The following is a 16,824-nucleotide window of genomic DNA, read 5'->3' as shown; positions in this document are numbered from 1 at the left end:
GGTGAAAGTTTTAGAATGAGGGAACAGACAGAAAAACTTAAAAAGAAGTAAATAATTTTTTTATCCAAAAGTGGTGGATTTTCTTTCCCTTTTTTGCGGGATTTTCATTGACAATAACAAAAAAAGAAACTCATTCATCAGATGCCTTGGTATGACGAAAACGAAAACTATGGAGGTTTGGTGGAGATTTCAATAGAAATTCCATTTGAGATGCCACATTATAAAAGGACATGATTAGCCCGCTTTATGCGGGCATTTTCATTTCTACTTAATACTTTTTTAAAAATTTTAGGTCGCGGACAATCAAACGCTTATTGATTTTTCCGGCTATAGTAAAAGCCTTCTCATTATTTTTAAAATATGCTTCTGATATTCATCTGTAATGCAGCAACTGAATGAGATGCCCAAAGTATTTTCCTCATTAGACTTTTCATTCGGTATTATCAAATACTATATAATAGCGGTTGATCAGAATGTCCAAACTACATTTGAACCAAACCTATTCGTTAGCAGGTTGTCTGATTAAAGAAGTTTGATGGTAATTAAGAGTCAGATAGTGTGCCCATTAGATTTTGACTAATTATATCTTCTATTAATATTTTGATGATATACGGAAATAAAGTGAAGGAGTTTCGAGTGTTATGGTGAAATGAAATAAATAAAAATTGATTAATGTGGACATGAGCATTGATATAAATTGGGATGAAATAATGCAGAATTCTTATGCTAAGGATATAATAAGTTCTCACATGGCAAGAAACCTAGGCTCAAAAATATAATAAAAACACAAAAGGTTAGTATGATATTATATTATAAATTTTACAAGATATTTATTTTTATTTAAAAAATAAAAGGTCTGTCAATGTATTCTAGCAAATTTACTAGTTATGGATTAAAATTTGAATAGACTATAAAAAATTATTGAGGGGATTATTATGGATTTATTTATTAGGCCTGAAACTCATGAAATTGATACTATTGCGAGAAGAAGGGTTCCATTAGCTTTTCCGGCGGAATGGGAGCATAGAGAACTTACAGGAAGGGATTACGGAATAGACATGATGATTGAAATTTTTTCAAATGGGGTAGCAACTGGCAGAAATTTACTGTTGCAAATTAAAGGAACCACAGAGGATGTTAGCAAGAAGAACAGAATATGTTATGACGTGCCAGTCAAAACACTGAAATATTCTGAAATGTTTCTTACGCCCGTTCTGTTAGTCATTTGTCCTGTTAATGATATACAATGCGAATTTTATTATTTATGGCTCCAAGAATATATTAAAGTAGTTTTAGATCATGATAATCCTAATTGGAGACTAAACAGAACGACAGTACGTGTTCAAATTCCTAAAAGGAACTTTATGCCGGGAGACGAGGATAAATTAAATTTTATTGCTGGGTTCCCCAAAAGAATATTTGAATGGTGTCAATTTGCAAGAATATGTCGAGAACTCGAATACGATTTAAATAATTATTTTGTTAGTGATGATATGAGTCCTGAAGAATTTGTTGATATTAATGCTTTTAATGAAGTTAAGAATCAAGCAAAAGAGTATTTACTTAGAATTATTAATAATATTAACAAAATTATTCAACTAGAAAGTATTTTCAATGAAAAAAATTGGGTTCATCCTCAGTATATATTAAAGAATACGATTACTCCTGTACTTACGATTGCTAAAAAATTGTATAACGATTCTATTGAGGATAAGGTCGAAGCCAAATGCGCATTAGCAAGGATACGTTGTATCTTTGATCTATTAGGGCTTTATAATGATTACGATTTTTCTAGAGCACTTTGGGAGTATGATGGTGAACATATCTTTTGAACTATGTGTCAAATGATATTTGCCTAATAGATCATCAATATTAGTGTGTAAATTCCTCTATTAGAGTTATCGACCTGTGCACCAGTACATGAATTCTAGATTGGTATTCATCCTGTGTAGATGCTTTTTACCGTTTGTCTACGATAAGTACGATAAGTTGGTATTAAAAGAATTAAGATGTATATTGCTCATAGCGACAAAAATCTTTTCAAAAGAGATGTAAATGCTTGTAAAATATTTAAAAGACAATTGTATGAGGAATAATTAAATAATTGTAAGAGAGTACCCAAGAATAATTACTATCCCGCATTAAAATTTGCACTCTTTCATTAGTAAAAGTCGAAATAGGAAAAATAATATGTATTTTGTTAGAAATTTTTAGTAAAACAAGAGATAAATTTGGTATAATCATTATAATAAAATTTAGTAATTACTAATATTGTCTTTGATTTCATAAGGGGTGGCAATTATGCGCTATGGTTTAATTGAAAGAAAAATAACTGTGTTTATAAGCTCTAAAATAGATGAACGATATAATATAGTTAGAAAAGCTTTAAAAACACTTCTTCTTGAAACTGGGTTGGTGGCGTCTGTGTATGCATTTGAAACAGAAGGTGCGTGTAGTGAGGATGTTAAGAGTGCATACTTAAAAGAAGTATCTCAATCTGATTTGTGCGTGTTCCTTATTGATAATGCTGACGGGGTACCTGATGCAGTTTTAGCAGAACATGCACGGGCGAAAAGTGAGGGTATTCATCGCCTCTATTTCTTCTGTGATGAAAGAGAAAAAAAACCTACTCCTTTACAAAATGAACTAATGAATACTGGAGAAGTTCAATATTGTGATAAAGTACACGAGTTTTCTGATTTTCCTCAAATAGCATATAACTGTATATTGCAGGATATTATCGATTTATATCGTAGAAATAAAAATATATTAAGTAATAAAGATGAGGGATTTGAAACTAATTCTGTTTTTGTTAATACATTTGTATTAAAAAAAGATATCTTTAAACGCTATACTTTGGAGAACAAGCTTACGCAAGTATTTAATCCATATGTTGCGAATATAACGAATGATTTAGAGGATTCAGTTTCTACTTATGATGACTTATGTGCTGTGTTTCTGTCTGCGGTAATAGGAAAGAGCAATTTTAATCGCGAAAAGTTTTTGCTGTTAAAAGAAAACATTCTTCTTACACACGAAGATACTATAAAAAAAATTATAGATTTGCGCCTTGATGCGGTTTTAGATTATTACAGCAATAATCTTGGTGATTGTTACAGAAAGATCTATCTCGCATATAAAAAAGCGAAAGAATTTCAAAACGTGCCAATGTGGCTACTGAATGATATTGCTCTTGATATGCGTAATATTAATTACATTATTTGCAGACTTAAAAACAAAATCTCTTTTAATTCTTATGCACAAAAAATACTAGATGAAAGTCCAGAAATTATTTATTACCCTTTAATTGATAGATTTGATAGCAGTAATAATTCCAGATTGTTAAAAGAATATTTCGAAATGCATACCCAATCTCCATATTCTAGACGTTTTGAAGTAATGAATCGTAATTTTGAAGATATTGCTTCTATTTTCAATATAGCTATTAGATTTGGCTCACTCACGCACATTATTATTACGAAAGAAAGATATAGAGATATACTTATTACAAAATATATTGATTCTGGTGATTTTAAATATTTTCTTGAAATAATTAGGATTTTATTATTAATACCTGATGATAAGACCCTCAATAGAATAGTAAATACTTATAATAAACACGTTTCTGCTATATCATCGATAGAAATTGAAATTTTGATCAATAGTATTAAGACAATACCTATAGAGTATTATCGAATTATTGGTCTATGCTTACTGCTAGAAAATTTCGGATATTATTTTAATGATGAACAATATAACGCACAAATTGATTTCTTTCTCCAACATGTCAAGAATTGGTGTAGTGACAAGAACAAGACAGTAGATATTGGGCATTATATTCTTAAAGCAATTAAAGCTAATATATATAGGATGAATAACCAAAAAATAGCAGAATTACTTTGTTTATTTTTTGATAATCATTTAGTGAGGTTCTATGATGAAGTGTTAGAAATATTATCTTATATTGATTGTAAACAGATAGATGAGATAGTTAATAAAAAAATAACTGAATATTGCATAGCTGTGATAAAGGAAAAAAGTTATGTTGATATAAAAGCTTTGCAAAGAGCTGTTATTTCGATTAGAAAAAATGTTAATAATCAAACAGAATTGTTGGACCGCGCCATTAGACAGTATATACCCGATTTTTATTGTAAAGAATATGACCTTGTAACTAATACAGATAATATTACAAAGCACATTAAAGACTATATTGATGTTATTCATCAAAGGAACCAGGAGGCAAGTGAGGCCAAATATTCTCTCTATTACGATAATCCTTATGATATTATTAGATGGATTATTGAAACGAATGATGTTGATTTGAATGAAGATAATGTTATAAAAATAATAGCGGCCGTTGAGAAAACACTATTAAACAAAGTTCAACAGGCAGATCAGAAAAAATCTGCAATGCAATTAGCATTTTATTTATATTGTAATTTTCCTTCTTATTCCTTTTGGTATAATTTCAAGAAAAAGATAGCCGAGAGTAGTGAGGATATCCTAAGTGCGATGTTTGATCCTGTTTTTGGAATTGACAGTCTGAATTCACTTAAGTTTAACTTTCTGCTAATGAAAATAGGTTTTGGCTTTTGTACTTTCGAAGAAGCCGCACTGGGTTTTGCTGCTGTTATGAGTTATAATGAAGCAGACTTTATAAACGCTGTGCGAAGTATATATATATTCTTAAATGATATCGATATTTCAATACTTGATGATAAAATTCTTAGTATAATTTCAAATTTTATACTGTCTATTGGTATAGAGAACCATAAAAACGCTCAGCTCTATGCAATTAAGTGCTTAATAAAGTTATCAAATTCACAATTTTATTCGACTATAGTCCTAGAAAAATTAGCTTACATAATGAATGACACAATAAGTGACATTAAATTATCAATTTTAAACGGGATTAGAAATTTGGAAAAAGATAATGGAATAAGAGATTATATATTACAAAAAGGACGAACTGATAACAATTATCTAGTGAGAAAATTAGCAGAAAAAATCACAGAGGCATTATTGAATAATGTTGACTAAGCCATGACAAAATGAGTAGATTAGTTTGCCTCTAAAGATAACTATAACTTTTAAAGGAGAAAAAATGAACAAAATACAATCGTATATTGAAAAACTACATAACCTGGATGACTGGGACACATATCTAATGCAGGAATCAGGTTTGCCAGGGACTAGGGCAAATCTAGAGCTTATGCAGGCTGTTGCAGAAGTTGGGGAAGAAAGTCAATTTTTACATTGGCTTAGTTTTACGCCTGAAATAGCTACAGTCAATACGCCGCAGGAGTTTTTAGCTTGCTGCGGAACCGTAGGCTTAGGGAAACTCGTAAAAGATGGGAAGACGGAATATCTTAAACAATTGAGATTGCTAGCCTCTGACCCGCGGTGGCGTATACGCGAAGCCGTGGCAATGGCACTTCAGATTTATGGGGAACAGCATATGGAAGTACTGATAACGGAAGTAGAAAATTGGGCGAAAGGCAATAATTATGAAAAAAGAGCAGCGGCGGCTGCACTGTGTGAACCGAAACTATTAAATCAGAAAGAGCAAGTATCAAAAGTGTTACAAATACTTGAAACTATAACATGTTCGATAATGGAAATTGCGGATAGGAAAGATGAAGGATTTTTGGCCTTAAAAAAGGGCCTTGCGTACTGTTGGAGTGTTGCCATAGTTGCTTTCCCTGATGAGGGAAAACAGCGATTTGAAAAGTTGATGACATATGATGACAAAGATATAAAGTGGATCATGAAGGAAAATCTTAAAAAAGATAGGCTAAAAAGAATGGACCAAGAATGGACAGAATTGATGAAGCAAAAGATTAAATGATGGTCGTGACCTCCATAGCAACAAATATTAGGAGGATTTTAATGTTTAATAATAAGAGAAACAAGATGACTATACCTATTCTAATTCTTACAGTGTTTATTACACTTCTAACTACATCGTGTTCACCGGTAAATAAGGGAACACAAGTCAAAAATCAGAATAATGATATTCAAAAAAATGAAATCGAAAACATAGAAACCCCATATGATTTTAAGCTGCTTTATTCTTACAAGAATATATCATTGAATGATTCGCAAAAACTTATGGAATTGGTTAGTCAGTTACAATATGCCAAGGAGCTGCCAATAGACCTCATTGAGTATGGAAACATACTTAGAATCGATTATCGTATGAATCTGACCGAAGGACAGGAATATAAAGTCAATCATACGAAAATGATGGCAGATGTGATTGTACTTTTAGCATTGTTGGATGATCTTTATGCAGTCGAATATAACCTTGTTCAGGGGGATTATAGTTATGGTGGCGTTCCAATCACCAGAGAACAGGCGGAAGAGATTGTGGGTAAAGATATATGGTCCTTGGGGGAGACAGAAGAAGTATTTCTATTGGATTTGCCAAAAATAATTGCTGATTTGGAATGGGATCCCGATGTAATGGATGTAATTACGTACGAACATATTATGAGCTAAGCTTTTCTTATTGCTATTGTTATAAAAAATGGAAGTGAAGTGCAATAGGGTAATCAAGGGGGCAAGTTAATGATAAGACTTGACCATTTTGTCATAAACATTGATAACGATATGGAAAAACTAAAAGCATTAAAGAGGTGGATTAAACCTATGGGTTTTCCTTTTGAGCCCACATGGGGAAAGGGAACAAAAGGATTTCAGGTGGCTAACGTATGGATTGGATTACAGTACCTTGAGATGGTATGGCTAAAGAAAAAGGATGGTGGGGGATGGAAAGCTGATTGGGTAGAAAAGTATAATAACGGGCATCGCGGCATAATTGCAATTTACTTGATGACTGACAGATTGGATGAGATAAGAGAAGAGTTAAGGAGCAGGGGAATTAATGTCAGTGAACCAGAAAGGATTAGCTTCCGTTGGTTTTTTGGACTTCTAAAGAAGACCATGCCGTGGAGGAGCATATTTACTGAACCTATTCCTGGAACGGACCTGCAAATTTGTTTCGGTGAACTGGACGGCCCTGATATTATGGAAAAAATGAAGGCATACATGGTACCCAATGCAGCCGATAATGGAATTGAAGGTATAAGAGAAGCTACTGTAAAAGGAAACTTTTCCGAAGAAGCCTGGGCATACATTCAAAAGCTATTTCCTGAAGCCCAATTAAAAGAAAACTGTCTGACATACGACATGGGGACGACTCGTTTATCTTTTAAATCCTGTGACAAACAAGGGTTAAATGTGGAGGTAAAAGCAATAACAAGCAATAAAGATTACTTAGGGAAAAGCTTTGAGGTGGAGAATTTGAAGGTCGTTTTGTAAAAGATAAGCCCCTGCCGGCTAAATAGACAAAGAGAAAATTAAATTTTTGGGGTGGATTAATATGAATATCCTTGTACTTAATGGCAGACCGAAAGGAGAGCGAAGTAACACACTTAAGATAACAAAGGCATTTTTAGACGGGGTTAGTAGTAAACAAAGCCACAACATTAATATTGTAAATATTAGCGAGAAAGACGTTCAACATTGTCGCGGTTGCTTTGCTTGTTGGACAAAAACGCCAGGCAAATGTGTTATAAAAGATGACATGGGGGAACTCATTGAGCAATATGTTAGGGCAGACCTGATCATATGGAGTTTCCCCCTTTATTGTTTTGGCATGCCTTCGAAAATTAAGGCTTTTCTTGACCGCATGCTGCCAACAAATTTACCGTATATGAGAATAAACGAAGATGGGATATGTAATCACCCATCGCGATATGATTTATCACATCAACGTTATGTTCTTATCTCTACATGTGGCTTTTGCTCTGTGAAAAATAATTATGACGCCCTCCTTTGTCAATTTGAGATTATGTTCGGGGATAAGCTCACAAAGATAATTTGTCCTGAAGGAGAATTGTTTTCTATACCCCAGCTTGGAGGAAAAACTTCTGAATATCTGTATTATGCAAAACTAGCAGGGCAAGAATTTGCTGAGTATGACAGATTTTCTGAGCATACGCAAAATAAACTAAGTGAACTGATGTATCCGCCGGATGTTTTTGTACAAATGGCAAATGCCAGCTGGAAGATTAATGAGGCTTCAGAGAATAAGGATCAAAATGATAGATCTGGTATTGCAGGAATTGTTGTCTGTTCGCCATACCCCTTTTAACATACAAGTTTAAGCTCACTATATACGACAAAATAAGTATTGTAGCTGTTTCTGTTTTAAGCCTTATGGCTTTGCTTGATGTAAATTTAACACTGGTTATTTGTTTATCATATCTTTTGTTTGGTTTAATATGGTTGTTATCCTGCTCTTTTAAAATCCCGTTGACTGCATGGTATTCGTGTAATAACTATAATGGGGATGCCGCTTTTGATAATCCACTATTTATCAAGACAACCAGGATTCTAACCATGGTCTGGGGTTTACTGTATCTAATAATTGGGGCCTATTCTTATTTTTTAATGGGAAGTGTTTTGTCAAACTTTACAGGCCTTATCAATATGATTACAACCTCATTAATAGGACTATTTACTGTGTGGTTTTCTAAGTGGTATCCCGCTAGAATTGCAAGAGGATAAAAAACAGACAGCATAAGGCATTGTGTAACAAGTTTATTTAAGATTTAGCAAAAAGAGCAAGTTTAACTTGCTCTTAAATTATATATTTGATTGCGTGAGTATTATCGAGAAATGAATAGAATAAGCGATTCATAGTAAGAATAAATAGGAAAACTAGCAAGTGACGGTTTGTTATAAAATATGTTGAAAATAAATCTCTTTAAATTCAAGTTGCAGAGACAAATTCATAGGTATAAAATGAAATTTATCATTCAAATCAAGGCCATATGAAGGTGATACTATGACAAAGGCCCAAGCCTTTTTGCGCCTTATGGACCTGGACTACAGCATGCAGGAGTCCAGTAAAAGGCTGGAGCAGAAGTTAGCCAAACTTGAAGAACATTACCAACTGAGGAAACAGGAAATAATACAAGAATATACCCGTAAAATGGAGGAAGAAACAGCAGAAGCTTTCCAGCAGATTATCAAGCAGGGAGAAGAGGAAGTTGAAATAATTAAGAATAGGACTATAAGGCAGTTAGAAGAGATGGAAAAGAATTTTACGAGATATAAAGACCAAATATCAGACGAGATTTTAGCGAGAATTTTTGATATCAAGAGGGAAAAGTAGCATGGGAAATTCATTGGTGTATGCTGCGGTGAATACTAAAATTCGTGCCATGGAAGGCGATTTTTTAACGGCCGCAGATTATAAAAACATGCTTCAAAAGCATTCAGTGCCGGAACTTGCAAGGTACTTAAAGGACAACACCCACTACGCCGAATTTCTCAAAGATGTGGATGTGGAGAAAATAAGCCGCAGGGAATTGGAAGAGATATTTAGGCGGCGCATTATAAGCGATCTGGACAGATTGATCTACTATTTTAAGAGAGGCTACAAGGATTTTGTCAGGTCTCTCTATTTAAAGTACGAGATTGCCGACATCAAACATCTTGCCCGGCTCATATTCAACGGTTCTAAACCCCAAGACTTTAGCCAATCACTGACATTCATAGGGAAATATAGCCGATTGCAACCAGAAAAACTTTTTGCAGCAGCTTCTATACGAGATTTGATCACTTCCATGGAAGGCTCCGAGTTTTACCCTTTTGTGAAGCCCTTGCTGGACGGCAGGAGGGAAAACCTCTTCCGCTTTGAAATGGTCCTTGACATGGGTTACTTTAGCATGATCAATCAAATGCGCGAAAAGGTCTCGGGCACTGATTACAAAATCCTGCAATTTTGGGAAGGCACTGTGGCCGATCTGTACAACATTCAGTGGATATATCGGGGCAAGAAATTTTACCGCTTATTACCTGAGGAGCTTTTGAACTACACCTTGGAATTTGGCGAAGAGCTGAGCTTTACTAAGCGAAAGGCCTTGTGTTATGCGGCAAATCTGGAAGAGTTTTATGAACTGGTTCAATCAACGGGTTACCAATTCCTGTTTAAAAAGAACCAAACCCAGGATATATACATGGAAAGAAGAATAAACAGATACATCTACCATTTACTGAAAGCTTTAAACAGAAAGTATCCCATGACTATAATCCAGACCATATGTTACGTGTGGTTTTTGGAATATGAAATAAAAGACATTTTTGCCATATGCGAATCGATAAGATATCGTATAACTCCGGAAGAAGCCAGAAGGTTTCTTGTGAGGGCGTTTTGAAAAGGAGGCGAATTTTATGGCGGTAGAAACAATGAAAATGATGGGGTTTATCGGGAAAAACGAGCTGATGAACAAAATTCTCCGCCAATTGGTGCTGGACGGCAGCTTACACGCGGTAAATGCCTTGGTGCGGATAAATTCCAGCGACTTTAAGATCCTACCCACAGAAAAAAATATAGAAGCACTAGAGGAGCTGCCCTTCCTGAAATCCTATTCAGCCCATAGGGATTTTTCCGAGGATGAAAAAATAATCACTGGTCTCATGCAGCTTTTTGGAATTGAACCCCAGGTGAAGCTGGAACACCTGCTGCAGGATTATGATTATGACAAGTTTATCAAAGAAATACTAAATATCGATGAGGAAATCCGCCACACCACCGAAGAGATTCAGGAAAGGGAGCGCACAATTGAAGAAAAAAGGGAATATATAAGCAACCTGAGTTACTTAAAAGAGCACCAATTTGATATGGGACGCCTCGCAGGAATGAAATATCTGACCTTTAGGCTTTTTAAGATTACAAAAGAAAACTTTGAAAAGCTTAAAAAGAATTATGAAAATATCCCGGCGGTTGTGATGAAAGTTGGCGACGAAGGCAAAGATGTAGTAGTTGCCATTATGACACCAGGTACCCTTGAAGAGACGGTAAATAAAATATTAGACTCACTAAATTATACACCCCTGGCACTGCCTGATGGATACGGTGGCTTAGCCTTTGAGGTGATTCAGGAGCTTGAGCAAAAGATACAAGAAGATGAGCGGTCTGTTGAGGAGTTAAAAGCCTCCCTTTCCCACTACAAAGAAAAATATGCGTCATCTGTTGAAATGGCCTTTTCCAGATTGCAGCTGGAAAAGCAGGTGGAGGATTTAAAATCTGACGCGGCTCTGGGCAAGCACTGGTTCTTCTTGTTCGGCTTTGTGCCGGAAAACCGTGTGGGAGAATTAAAAGCCCAATTGGAATCCAGCTTTGGCGATGACCTGATTATCTTAGTCGACGACATTGCAAAATCCGGAAGGGGCATCACGCCGCCTACGCAGCTTCGCAATGTGAAACTATTTAAACCCTTTGAGCTGCTGGTTAAGATGTACGGCACTCCCGCTTACGACGAAAAAGATCCTACGGTATTCTTTGCCATAACCTACATGTTGCTCTTCGGCGCCATGTTCGGCGATGTAGGTCAGGGGCTTGTGATGCTGGTGGCAGGCTTGATACTGGAAAAAGTCATGAGTGATGGCAACTTCGGCGGGATTTTGGCAAGGTTGGGATTTAGTTCTACCATCTTTGGCTTCCTTTATGGAAGCGTCTTTGGTTCTGAAGACCTGATCCCCGCACTGGTAATTCGGCCTATGGCAAATATCAATACCATGCTAGTTGCGGCAGTATTATTAGGGGTCCTGCTTCTCGTAGCCAGCACCATATGGAGTATACTAAATGCCTGCATTCAGGGGAACATTGAAGAAGGTTTTTTCGGGAGAAACGGTTGGGCAGGCTTGGGGTTTTACCTGGTTCTAATTTATTCCGTAATAAAGGCAGCTTTAGGAGGGAACAGCGTCTCTCCTGTGTCTATTGCTCTTATGCTAGGGTTCATAGCGCTGATGGTGCTAAAACAGCCCCTGGCCCACAAGATCGAGGGGATGGAAAGGCTCTATGATGAATCAGCTGGCAGTTACTTCATGGAAGAGGGCTTCGGAGTAGTTGAAACGCTGCTTTCCACATTGTCAAATACCATTTCCTTTATAAGAGTAGGGGCCTTTGCCTTAAACCATGTGGGCCTGTACATCGCCTTTGAAACAGTAGGAAAGATGATGGGCTCTCAAGTGGGCAATATAGCCATGTTGATTCTTGGCAACGTAATAATCATAGGCCTGGAGGGCCTTGTGGTATTTATCCAGGCCTTGAGGCTCGAGTATTATGAGCTGTTTAGCAAATTTTATAAGGGAGATGGCATAGAATATAGGCCTGTGAAATTAAAAGGTTTGGCTCATGCTCACCGGAATCCGTTTATAATAATCGCACATTAGGCTAGAAATATAAAAATCAAAACCATATAAATGGAGGTCTTTTGTATGTATCTGGTTTTATTTATAGCAATGGCTATATGCGGTTTAACAATTTTTGCAGGTATTTACATCTCACACGCTGGCGGTAAAAATGCTGTGAAAATCAAAAGATGGATAAAGGCCAGCGTAGCGGTATATGCGGTGCTGATAGCAGCATTTTTGATGTTTTTTCTGCCTAATACTGCAAAGGCTGCCACAGCTCCCAATCCGTCAGCTAGCATGGCATTTATTTCAGCAGCACTGTCTACTGGCCTTGCAACCATCGCCGCAGGCTATGCGGTAGGGGCTGTAGGTTCATCTGCTTTGGGAGCGGTATCCGAGGATCCGAATATTTTAGGAAGATCTCTTATTTTTGTAGGCCTTGCTGAAGGTATCGCCATTTACGGCCTGATTATTTCCATAATGATTTTGGGAAAAGTCTAGAAGGGGTATGTATGAGAATCTTTTTGATAAGCGACAACCATGATACCCTTACCGGCATGAGACTGGCGGGCGTGGACGGCATCGTTGTCCACGAAGAAGCAGAACTATTGGATGAGCTAAAAAAAGCCAGGGAAAGCGGCGATATAGGCATTCTTCTAATTACAGAGACCCTTGCGGAAAGATTGCCGGAAGAAATAAACCGCATGAAGCTTTCAAAAAAGCTGCCACTTGTTATAGAAATACCTGACCGCCACGGAACGCGGCGGCCGCCGGACTTTTTGACCCGCTATATAAAAGAGGCGATTGGGGTCTCAATTTGAGGTGACGTAAATGTCTACAACAATTGAAGATAAAATAGCTTTGTTTACCAAGGTATTACTGGAGAGAATAGAGCACGAATTCGAAGAGAAGCGCCAAAGGCTCATAGAGGAATATGAAAAGGAAGAAAAAGAACTAAAAGAAGAGTTTCGGCAAAAGAGCAAAGCGGCATTGGATGAGGCAGTAAAGCAGGCAACCTTGAAGAAAAGCCAGATGGAATCCAAAGCTGCTTCGGAATGTAGACTAATGCTTATAAAAAAGCGGCAGGAGTTCATTGACCGCATTGTGGAAAAAGCTAAGGAAAGGGCGCGGGAGTCTTTAGAGACCGAGGCATACAGTGATTTTTTGGAAGAGGTTTTGGAGCAGGTTACAGAGCAACTTGCAGAAGAAGATGAAATAGTTTATGTCCTGACGCGCCACGACATATCAAAATTCAGAGCCAAAATTACCGAGCGTTTAACGAAACTTCGGCAGGGAAAGGCCTTTAGGTTGGAAGAGGGCAGTGATGAGATGATCGGCGGAGTATTTGCCAAGACAAAAGAGGATCACATACAGATAGATTGTACGCTGGCATCGGGCATTGAGGACAGCCGGCAGCTTATCGGGCAGCTCTTGGCTGAGAAGCTTTACCGGGAGGAAGAGACCGATGGCGAGATACGGTAAAATCGTGTATATCAATGGGCCGGTAGTCAAGGCCGAGGGCATGGATGACTTTTTGATGCGAGAAATGGTAATGGTGGGTGAAAAGAAGCTCATCGGTGAAGTAATTTCCCTGGAAAGGGGCACCGGCACCATACAGGTATACGAGGAGACTTCCGGCCTTCGAACCGGCGAGAGGGTAACAGGCACCGGCAAACCCCTTTCGGTAAAACTAGGCCCGGGCATCATCACAAATATTTTTGACGGGATCCAAAGGCCCCTTTCAAAGATCTATCAGGCAGGAGGCGAATTTATCCCGGAAGGGATAGGCCTTATTACCCTGGATGAGGATAAGCTCTGGGATGTAGAGATCCTGGCAAAGGAAGGGGAATATTTAAAGAGCGGCGACGTGTTTGCCCAAGTGCAGGAAACTTCTCTTGTGCTGCACAAGGTTATGGTGCCTCCTGGCGCAAAAGGCAGAGTAAAGAGCATCGTGCAAAGCGGTGCCTATTCTATTGCGGAGACTCTTGCAGTGCTGGAAGATGGCGATAAGCACTATGAGCTAAAACTTGCCCAGGAATGGCCTGTAAGGACGCCAAGGCCCGTAGACCGGAGAATGCCCATACAGAAGCTCTTAGTTACCGGCCAGAGGGTAATAGATACCTTCTTTCCATTAGCTAAAGGCGGCACCGCTGCCATTCCCGGAGGTTTTGGCACAGGCAAAACCATTACTCAGCATCAGCTGGCAAAGTGGAGCGATGCGGACATAATCGTGTATGTAGGCTGCGGCGAAAGGGGCAATGAGATGACGGAGGTTCTCGAAGATTTTCCGAAGCTAAAGGACCCAAGGACCGGCCACCCCTTGATGGACAGGACCGTCCTTATTGCCAACACTTCCAACATGCCTGTTGCCGCCAGGGAAGCCTCCATCTACACCGGCATTACCATAGCCGAGTACTACAGGGACATGGGCTACAATGTGGCGATTATGGCAGACTCCACATCCAGGTGGGCGGAGGCCCTTCGGGAGATTGCAGGCAGGCTGGAAGAAATGCCGGCAGAGGAAGGGTATCCTGCATATCTTGCCTCGAGGCTTGCCCAGTTTTACGAGAGGGCAGGCTATGTCAAAAACTTAAACGGCAGCGAAGGTTCCGTGACCATAATAGGTGCCGTATCCCCGGCCGGCGGTGATTTCTCAGAGCCTGTAACGCAGGCGACAAAGAGGGCGGTAGGCGCCTTTCTCGCTTTAGATAGGGAACTTGCCCACGCCCGCCACTTTCCGTCAATCAACTGGCTCTCTTCCTACAGCGGCTATACAACTATGCTGGAAGAGTGGTTCAAAGACAACGTGGCTTCCGATATGCTTTCCCTGAGGGAAAAGATGCTCAAAATTCTTCATGAAGAAAACAAGCTCATGGATATAGTGAAATTGGTAGGCGAAGATGTGCTTCCGGATGACCAGAGGGTTACTTTGGAGATTGCCAAAGTCATAAAGGTAGGGTTTTTACAGCAGAACGCCTACCATGAAAAGGACGCTTATGTGGAGCCACAGGAACAGTACAGCATGCTTAAAGTAATAGAAAAACTCTACGATAGAGCTTTTTCGGCAGTTAAAAAGGGTATTCCCCTTTCCAAAGTAAAAGATGAGGGGTTGTTTAGGGAAATCATAATGATGAAGTACAATGCAACTGGAAATGAGTTCTTCCAGGGAATTGAGGAAAAAATTGACCAGTATTACGACAATCTGGAAAGAGTGTATAAAGAAGGTGCCCGCAATGAAGGTTAAATACCTGCGCTTAGAAAAGGCAGTTGGGCCTTTGATCGTAATGGACGATGTAAAGAATGCTTCATATGATGAAATCGTAGAAATAGAGATGCCGGGAGAACCTTCCCGAATGGGAAAGGTAGTTCAGGTAGACCACGGCAGAGTTATCATACAGGTATATCAGGGCACGGCCAACCTTTCGCTAAATAAAGTAGCCGTCACTTTCAGCGGCAAGCCCATGGAAATTCCCCTGTCCAGGGAAATACTGGGGAGGGTTTTTAACGGAGTAGGCAAGCCCATAGACGGAGCCGGGGAAATTTATGCCCAAAGGCTTTATAATATCAACGGCCGGCCCATGAATCCGGTGGCAAGGCTCTACCCCAGAAACTACATCCAAACCGGCATATCTTCCATAGATGGTTTAACCACTTTAATCAGGGGGCAGAAGCTCCCGATTTTCTCCGGCGACGGCCTGCCACACAATCAGCTTGCAGCCCAGATAGTAAAACAGGCCAGGATTTCCGATGATAAGGGCAACAATTTTGCCGTAGTCTTTGCAGCCATGGGCATAAAGCACGATGAACTGGATTTCTTCCAGAGGGTCTTTGAGGAAACCGGCGTAATGAATCGGGTAGTGATGTTTGCAAACCTTGCCGATGATCCTGCCGTTGAGAGGATATCCACGCCTCGGTGCGCACTGACTGCAGCCGAATACCTGGCCTTTGAATGTGACATGCATGTCCTGGTGATCATGACCGACATGACCAGCTACTGTGAGGCCTTAAGGGAAATATCATCGGCTCGGGAAGAAGTTCCGTCCAGGAAAGGTTATCCCGGCTACATGTACTCAGATCTGGCAAGCCTCTACGAGCGAGCAGGCATGCTGAAAGGCTCAGGGGGAAGCATCACCCAAATCCCCATTCTCACCATGCCCAATGATGACATAACACATCCTGTGCCGGACCTCACGGGATACATCACGGAAGGGCAGATAGTCTTGAGCAGGTCTCTTTACCAGATGGGCATTTATCCTCCCATCAATGTGCTGCCTTCCCTGTCCAGGCTCATGAAAGATGGCATCGGCAAGGAATATACCAGGGAAGACCATCCGGACCTGGCAAATCAAATTTTTTCGGCCTATTCCAGAGTTCAGGAAATCCGAGCACTTGCCCAAGTTATAGGTGAGGATGAGCTGTCCGAGGTGGACCAAAAATATATGGAGTTTGGTAGACAGTTTGAAGAGCGGTTCACCAAACAGGGCTTTGATGAAAACCGAAGTATAGAGGAGACCCTCGATCTCATGTGGGAGCTGCTTTCCATTCTGCCGGAAGATGAGCTTACCAGAATTGATCCTGCTTTGGTTAAAAAATACCTGAGGAAGTGATCCG

Annotated in this window: 14 protein-coding genes; all 14 read left to right on the top strand. The window is 39.1% G+C overall.

The annotated features are described in order from the left end of the window. Positions 1-935: 935 nt before the first annotated feature. The 14 genes from JT739_RS05580 (at position 936) to JT739_RS05515 (ending at position 16,820) form a co-directional block, all read left to right on the top strand. Positions 936-1,832 carry a DUF4365 domain-containing protein gene (locus JT739_RS05580; RefSeq protein ID WP_237660120.1) on the top strand — a complete coding sequence of 299 codons (897 nt, stop codon included), beginning with the start codon at positions 936-938 and terminating at the stop codon, positions 1,830-1,832. A gap of 469 nt (positions 1,833-2,301) precedes the next feature. Continuing rightward, complete coding sequence (locus tag JT739_RS05575) at positions 2,302-5,043, top strand: hypothetical protein (RefSeq protein WP_237660119.1); 2,742 nt, start codon at positions 2,302-2,304, stop codon at positions 5,041-5,043. A gap of 64 nt (positions 5,044-5,107) precedes the next feature. After that, positions 5,108-5,851 carry a hypothetical protein gene (locus JT739_RS05570; RefSeq protein WP_237660118.1) on the top strand — a complete coding sequence of 248 codons (744 nt, stop codon included), beginning with the start codon at positions 5,108-5,110 and terminating at the stop codon, positions 5,849-5,851. Positions 5,852-5,892: 41 nt separating this feature from the next. Then, complete coding sequence (locus tag JT739_RS05565) at positions 5,893-6,504, top strand: hypothetical protein (protein WP_237660117.1); 612 nt, start codon at positions 5,893-5,895, stop codon at positions 6,502-6,504. Between the two features lie 69 nt (positions 6,505-6,573). Next, complete coding sequence (locus tag JT739_RS05560; protein WP_237660116.1) at positions 6,574-7,326, top strand: hypothetical protein; 753 nt, start codon at positions 6,574-6,576, stop codon at positions 7,324-7,326. A 61-nt stretch (positions 7,327-7,387) separates the two neighbouring features. Further along, positions 7,388-8,161, top strand: coding sequence for a flavodoxin family protein (locus tag JT739_RS05555; RefSeq protein ID WP_237660115.1), 774 nt, complete (start codon positions 7,388-7,390; stop codon positions 8,159-8,161). Between the two features lie 696 nt (positions 8,162-8,857). Beyond that, positions 8,858-9,187: a hypothetical protein gene (locus tag JT739_RS05550; RefSeq protein ID WP_237660114.1), complete on the top strand. Its 330-nt coding sequence runs from the start codon at positions 8,858-8,860 to the stop codon at positions 9,185-9,187. A gap of 1 nt (position 9,188) precedes the next feature. After that, positions 9,189-10,232 (top strand): V-type ATPase subunit, encoded by a 1,044-nt coding sequence (locus JT739_RS05545; RefSeq protein WP_237660113.1) that lies wholly within the window; start codon positions 9,189-9,191, stop codon positions 10,230-10,232. A gap of 16 nt (positions 10,233-10,248) precedes the next feature. Continuing rightward, complete coding sequence (locus JT739_RS05540) at positions 10,249-12,252, top strand: V-type ATP synthase subunit I (protein ID WP_237660112.1); 2,004 nt, start codon at positions 10,249-10,251, stop codon at positions 12,250-12,252. Positions 12,253-12,297: 45 nt separating this feature from the next. Further along, entirely contained in the window at positions 12,298-12,714 is a 417-nt protein-coding gene (locus JT739_RS05535) for an ATP synthase subunit C (protein ID WP_237660111.1), read from the top strand. A gap of 11 nt (positions 12,715-12,725) precedes the next feature. Further along, on the top strand, positions 12,726-13,034 hold the full coding sequence (locus tag JT739_RS05530) for a V-type ATP synthase subunit F (protein ID WP_237660110.1): 309 nt from the start codon (positions 12,726-12,728) through the stop codon (positions 13,032-13,034). Positions 13,035-13,044: 10 nt separating this feature from the next. Then, on the top strand, positions 13,045-13,695 hold the full coding sequence (locus JT739_RS05525; RefSeq protein ID WP_237660109.1) for a V-type ATP synthase subunit E: 651 nt from the start codon (positions 13,045-13,047) through the stop codon (positions 13,693-13,695). After that, positions 13,679-15,457: a V-type ATP synthase subunit A gene (locus tag JT739_RS05520; protein ID WP_237660108.1), complete on the top strand. Its 1,779-nt coding sequence runs from the start codon at positions 13,679-13,681 to the stop codon at positions 15,455-15,457. Before JT739_RS05525 ends, JT739_RS05520 begins: the two co-directional genes overlap by 17 nt. After that, complete coding sequence (locus JT739_RS05515) at positions 15,447-16,820, top strand: V-type ATP synthase subunit B (RefSeq protein WP_237660107.1); 1,374 nt, start codon at positions 15,447-15,449, stop codon at positions 16,818-16,820. Before JT739_RS05520 ends, JT739_RS05515 begins: the two co-directional genes overlap by 11 nt. The last annotated feature ends 4 nt before the right edge of the window (positions 16,821-16,824 follow it).

It is taken from the genome of Tepidanaerobacter sp. GT38 (assembly GCF_021991635.1).
Classification (GTDB): Bacteria; Bacillota; Thermosediminibacteria; order Thermosediminibacterales; family Tepidanaerobacteraceae; genus DTU063.
The sequence above is the reverse complement of the archived record's forward strand: the minus strand, read 5'-3'. Positions and strand labels throughout refer to the sequence as shown.

What these genes read in the sequence shown, in the direction of transcription:
- JT739_RS05540 (WP_237660112.1), top strand. Translation starts at nt 10,249, where the DNA reads ATGGCGGTAGAAACAATGAAAATGATGGGGTTTATCGGGAAAAACGAG.
- JT739_RS05525 (WP_237660109.1), top strand. Translation starts at nt 13,045, where the DNA reads ATGTCTACAACAATTGAAGATAAAATAGCTTTGTTTACCAAGGTATTA.
- JT739_RS05545 (WP_237660113.1), top strand. Translation starts at nt 9,189, where the DNA reads ATGGGAAATTCATTGGTGTATGCTGCGGTGAATACTAAAATTCGTGCC.
- JT739_RS05550 (WP_237660114.1), top strand. Translation starts at nt 8,858, where the DNA reads ATGACAAAGGCCCAAGCCTTTTTGCGCCTTATGGACCTGGACTACAGC.
- JT739_RS05530 (WP_237660110.1), top strand. Translation starts at nt 12,726, where the DNA reads ATGAGAATCTTTTTGATAAGCGACAACCATGATACCCTTACCGGCATG.
- JT739_RS05570 (WP_237660118.1), top strand. Translation starts at nt 5,108, where the DNA reads ATGAACAAAATACAATCGTATATTGAAAAACTACATAACCTGGATGAC.
- JT739_RS05580 (WP_237660120.1), top strand. Translation starts at nt 936, where the DNA reads ATGGATTTATTTATTAGGCCTGAAACTCATGAAATTGATACTATTGCG.
- JT739_RS05535 (WP_237660111.1), top strand. Translation starts at nt 12,298, where the DNA reads ATGTATCTGGTTTTATTTATAGCAATGGCTATATGCGGTTTAACAATT.
- JT739_RS05560 (WP_237660116.1), top strand. Translation starts at nt 6,574, where the DNA reads ATGATAAGACTTGACCATTTTGTCATAAACATTGATAACGATATGGAA.
- JT739_RS05515 (WP_237660107.1), top strand. Translation starts at nt 15,447, where the DNA reads ATGAAGGTTAAATACCTGCGCTTAGAAAAGGCAGTTGGGCCTTTGATC.
- JT739_RS05575 (WP_237660119.1), top strand. Translation starts at nt 2,302, where the DNA reads ATGCGCTATGGTTTAATTGAAAGAAAAATAACTGTGTTTATAAGCTCT.
- JT739_RS05555 (WP_237660115.1), top strand. Translation starts at nt 7,388, where the DNA reads ATGAATATCCTTGTACTTAATGGCAGACCGAAAGGAGAGCGAAGTAAC.
- JT739_RS05520 (WP_237660108.1), top strand. Translation starts at nt 13,679, where the DNA reads ATGGCGAGATACGGTAAAATCGTGTATATCAATGGGCCGGTAGTCAAG.
- JT739_RS05565 (WP_237660117.1), top strand. Translation starts at nt 5,893, where the DNA reads ATGTTTAATAATAAGAGAAACAAGATGACTATACCTATTCTAATTCTT.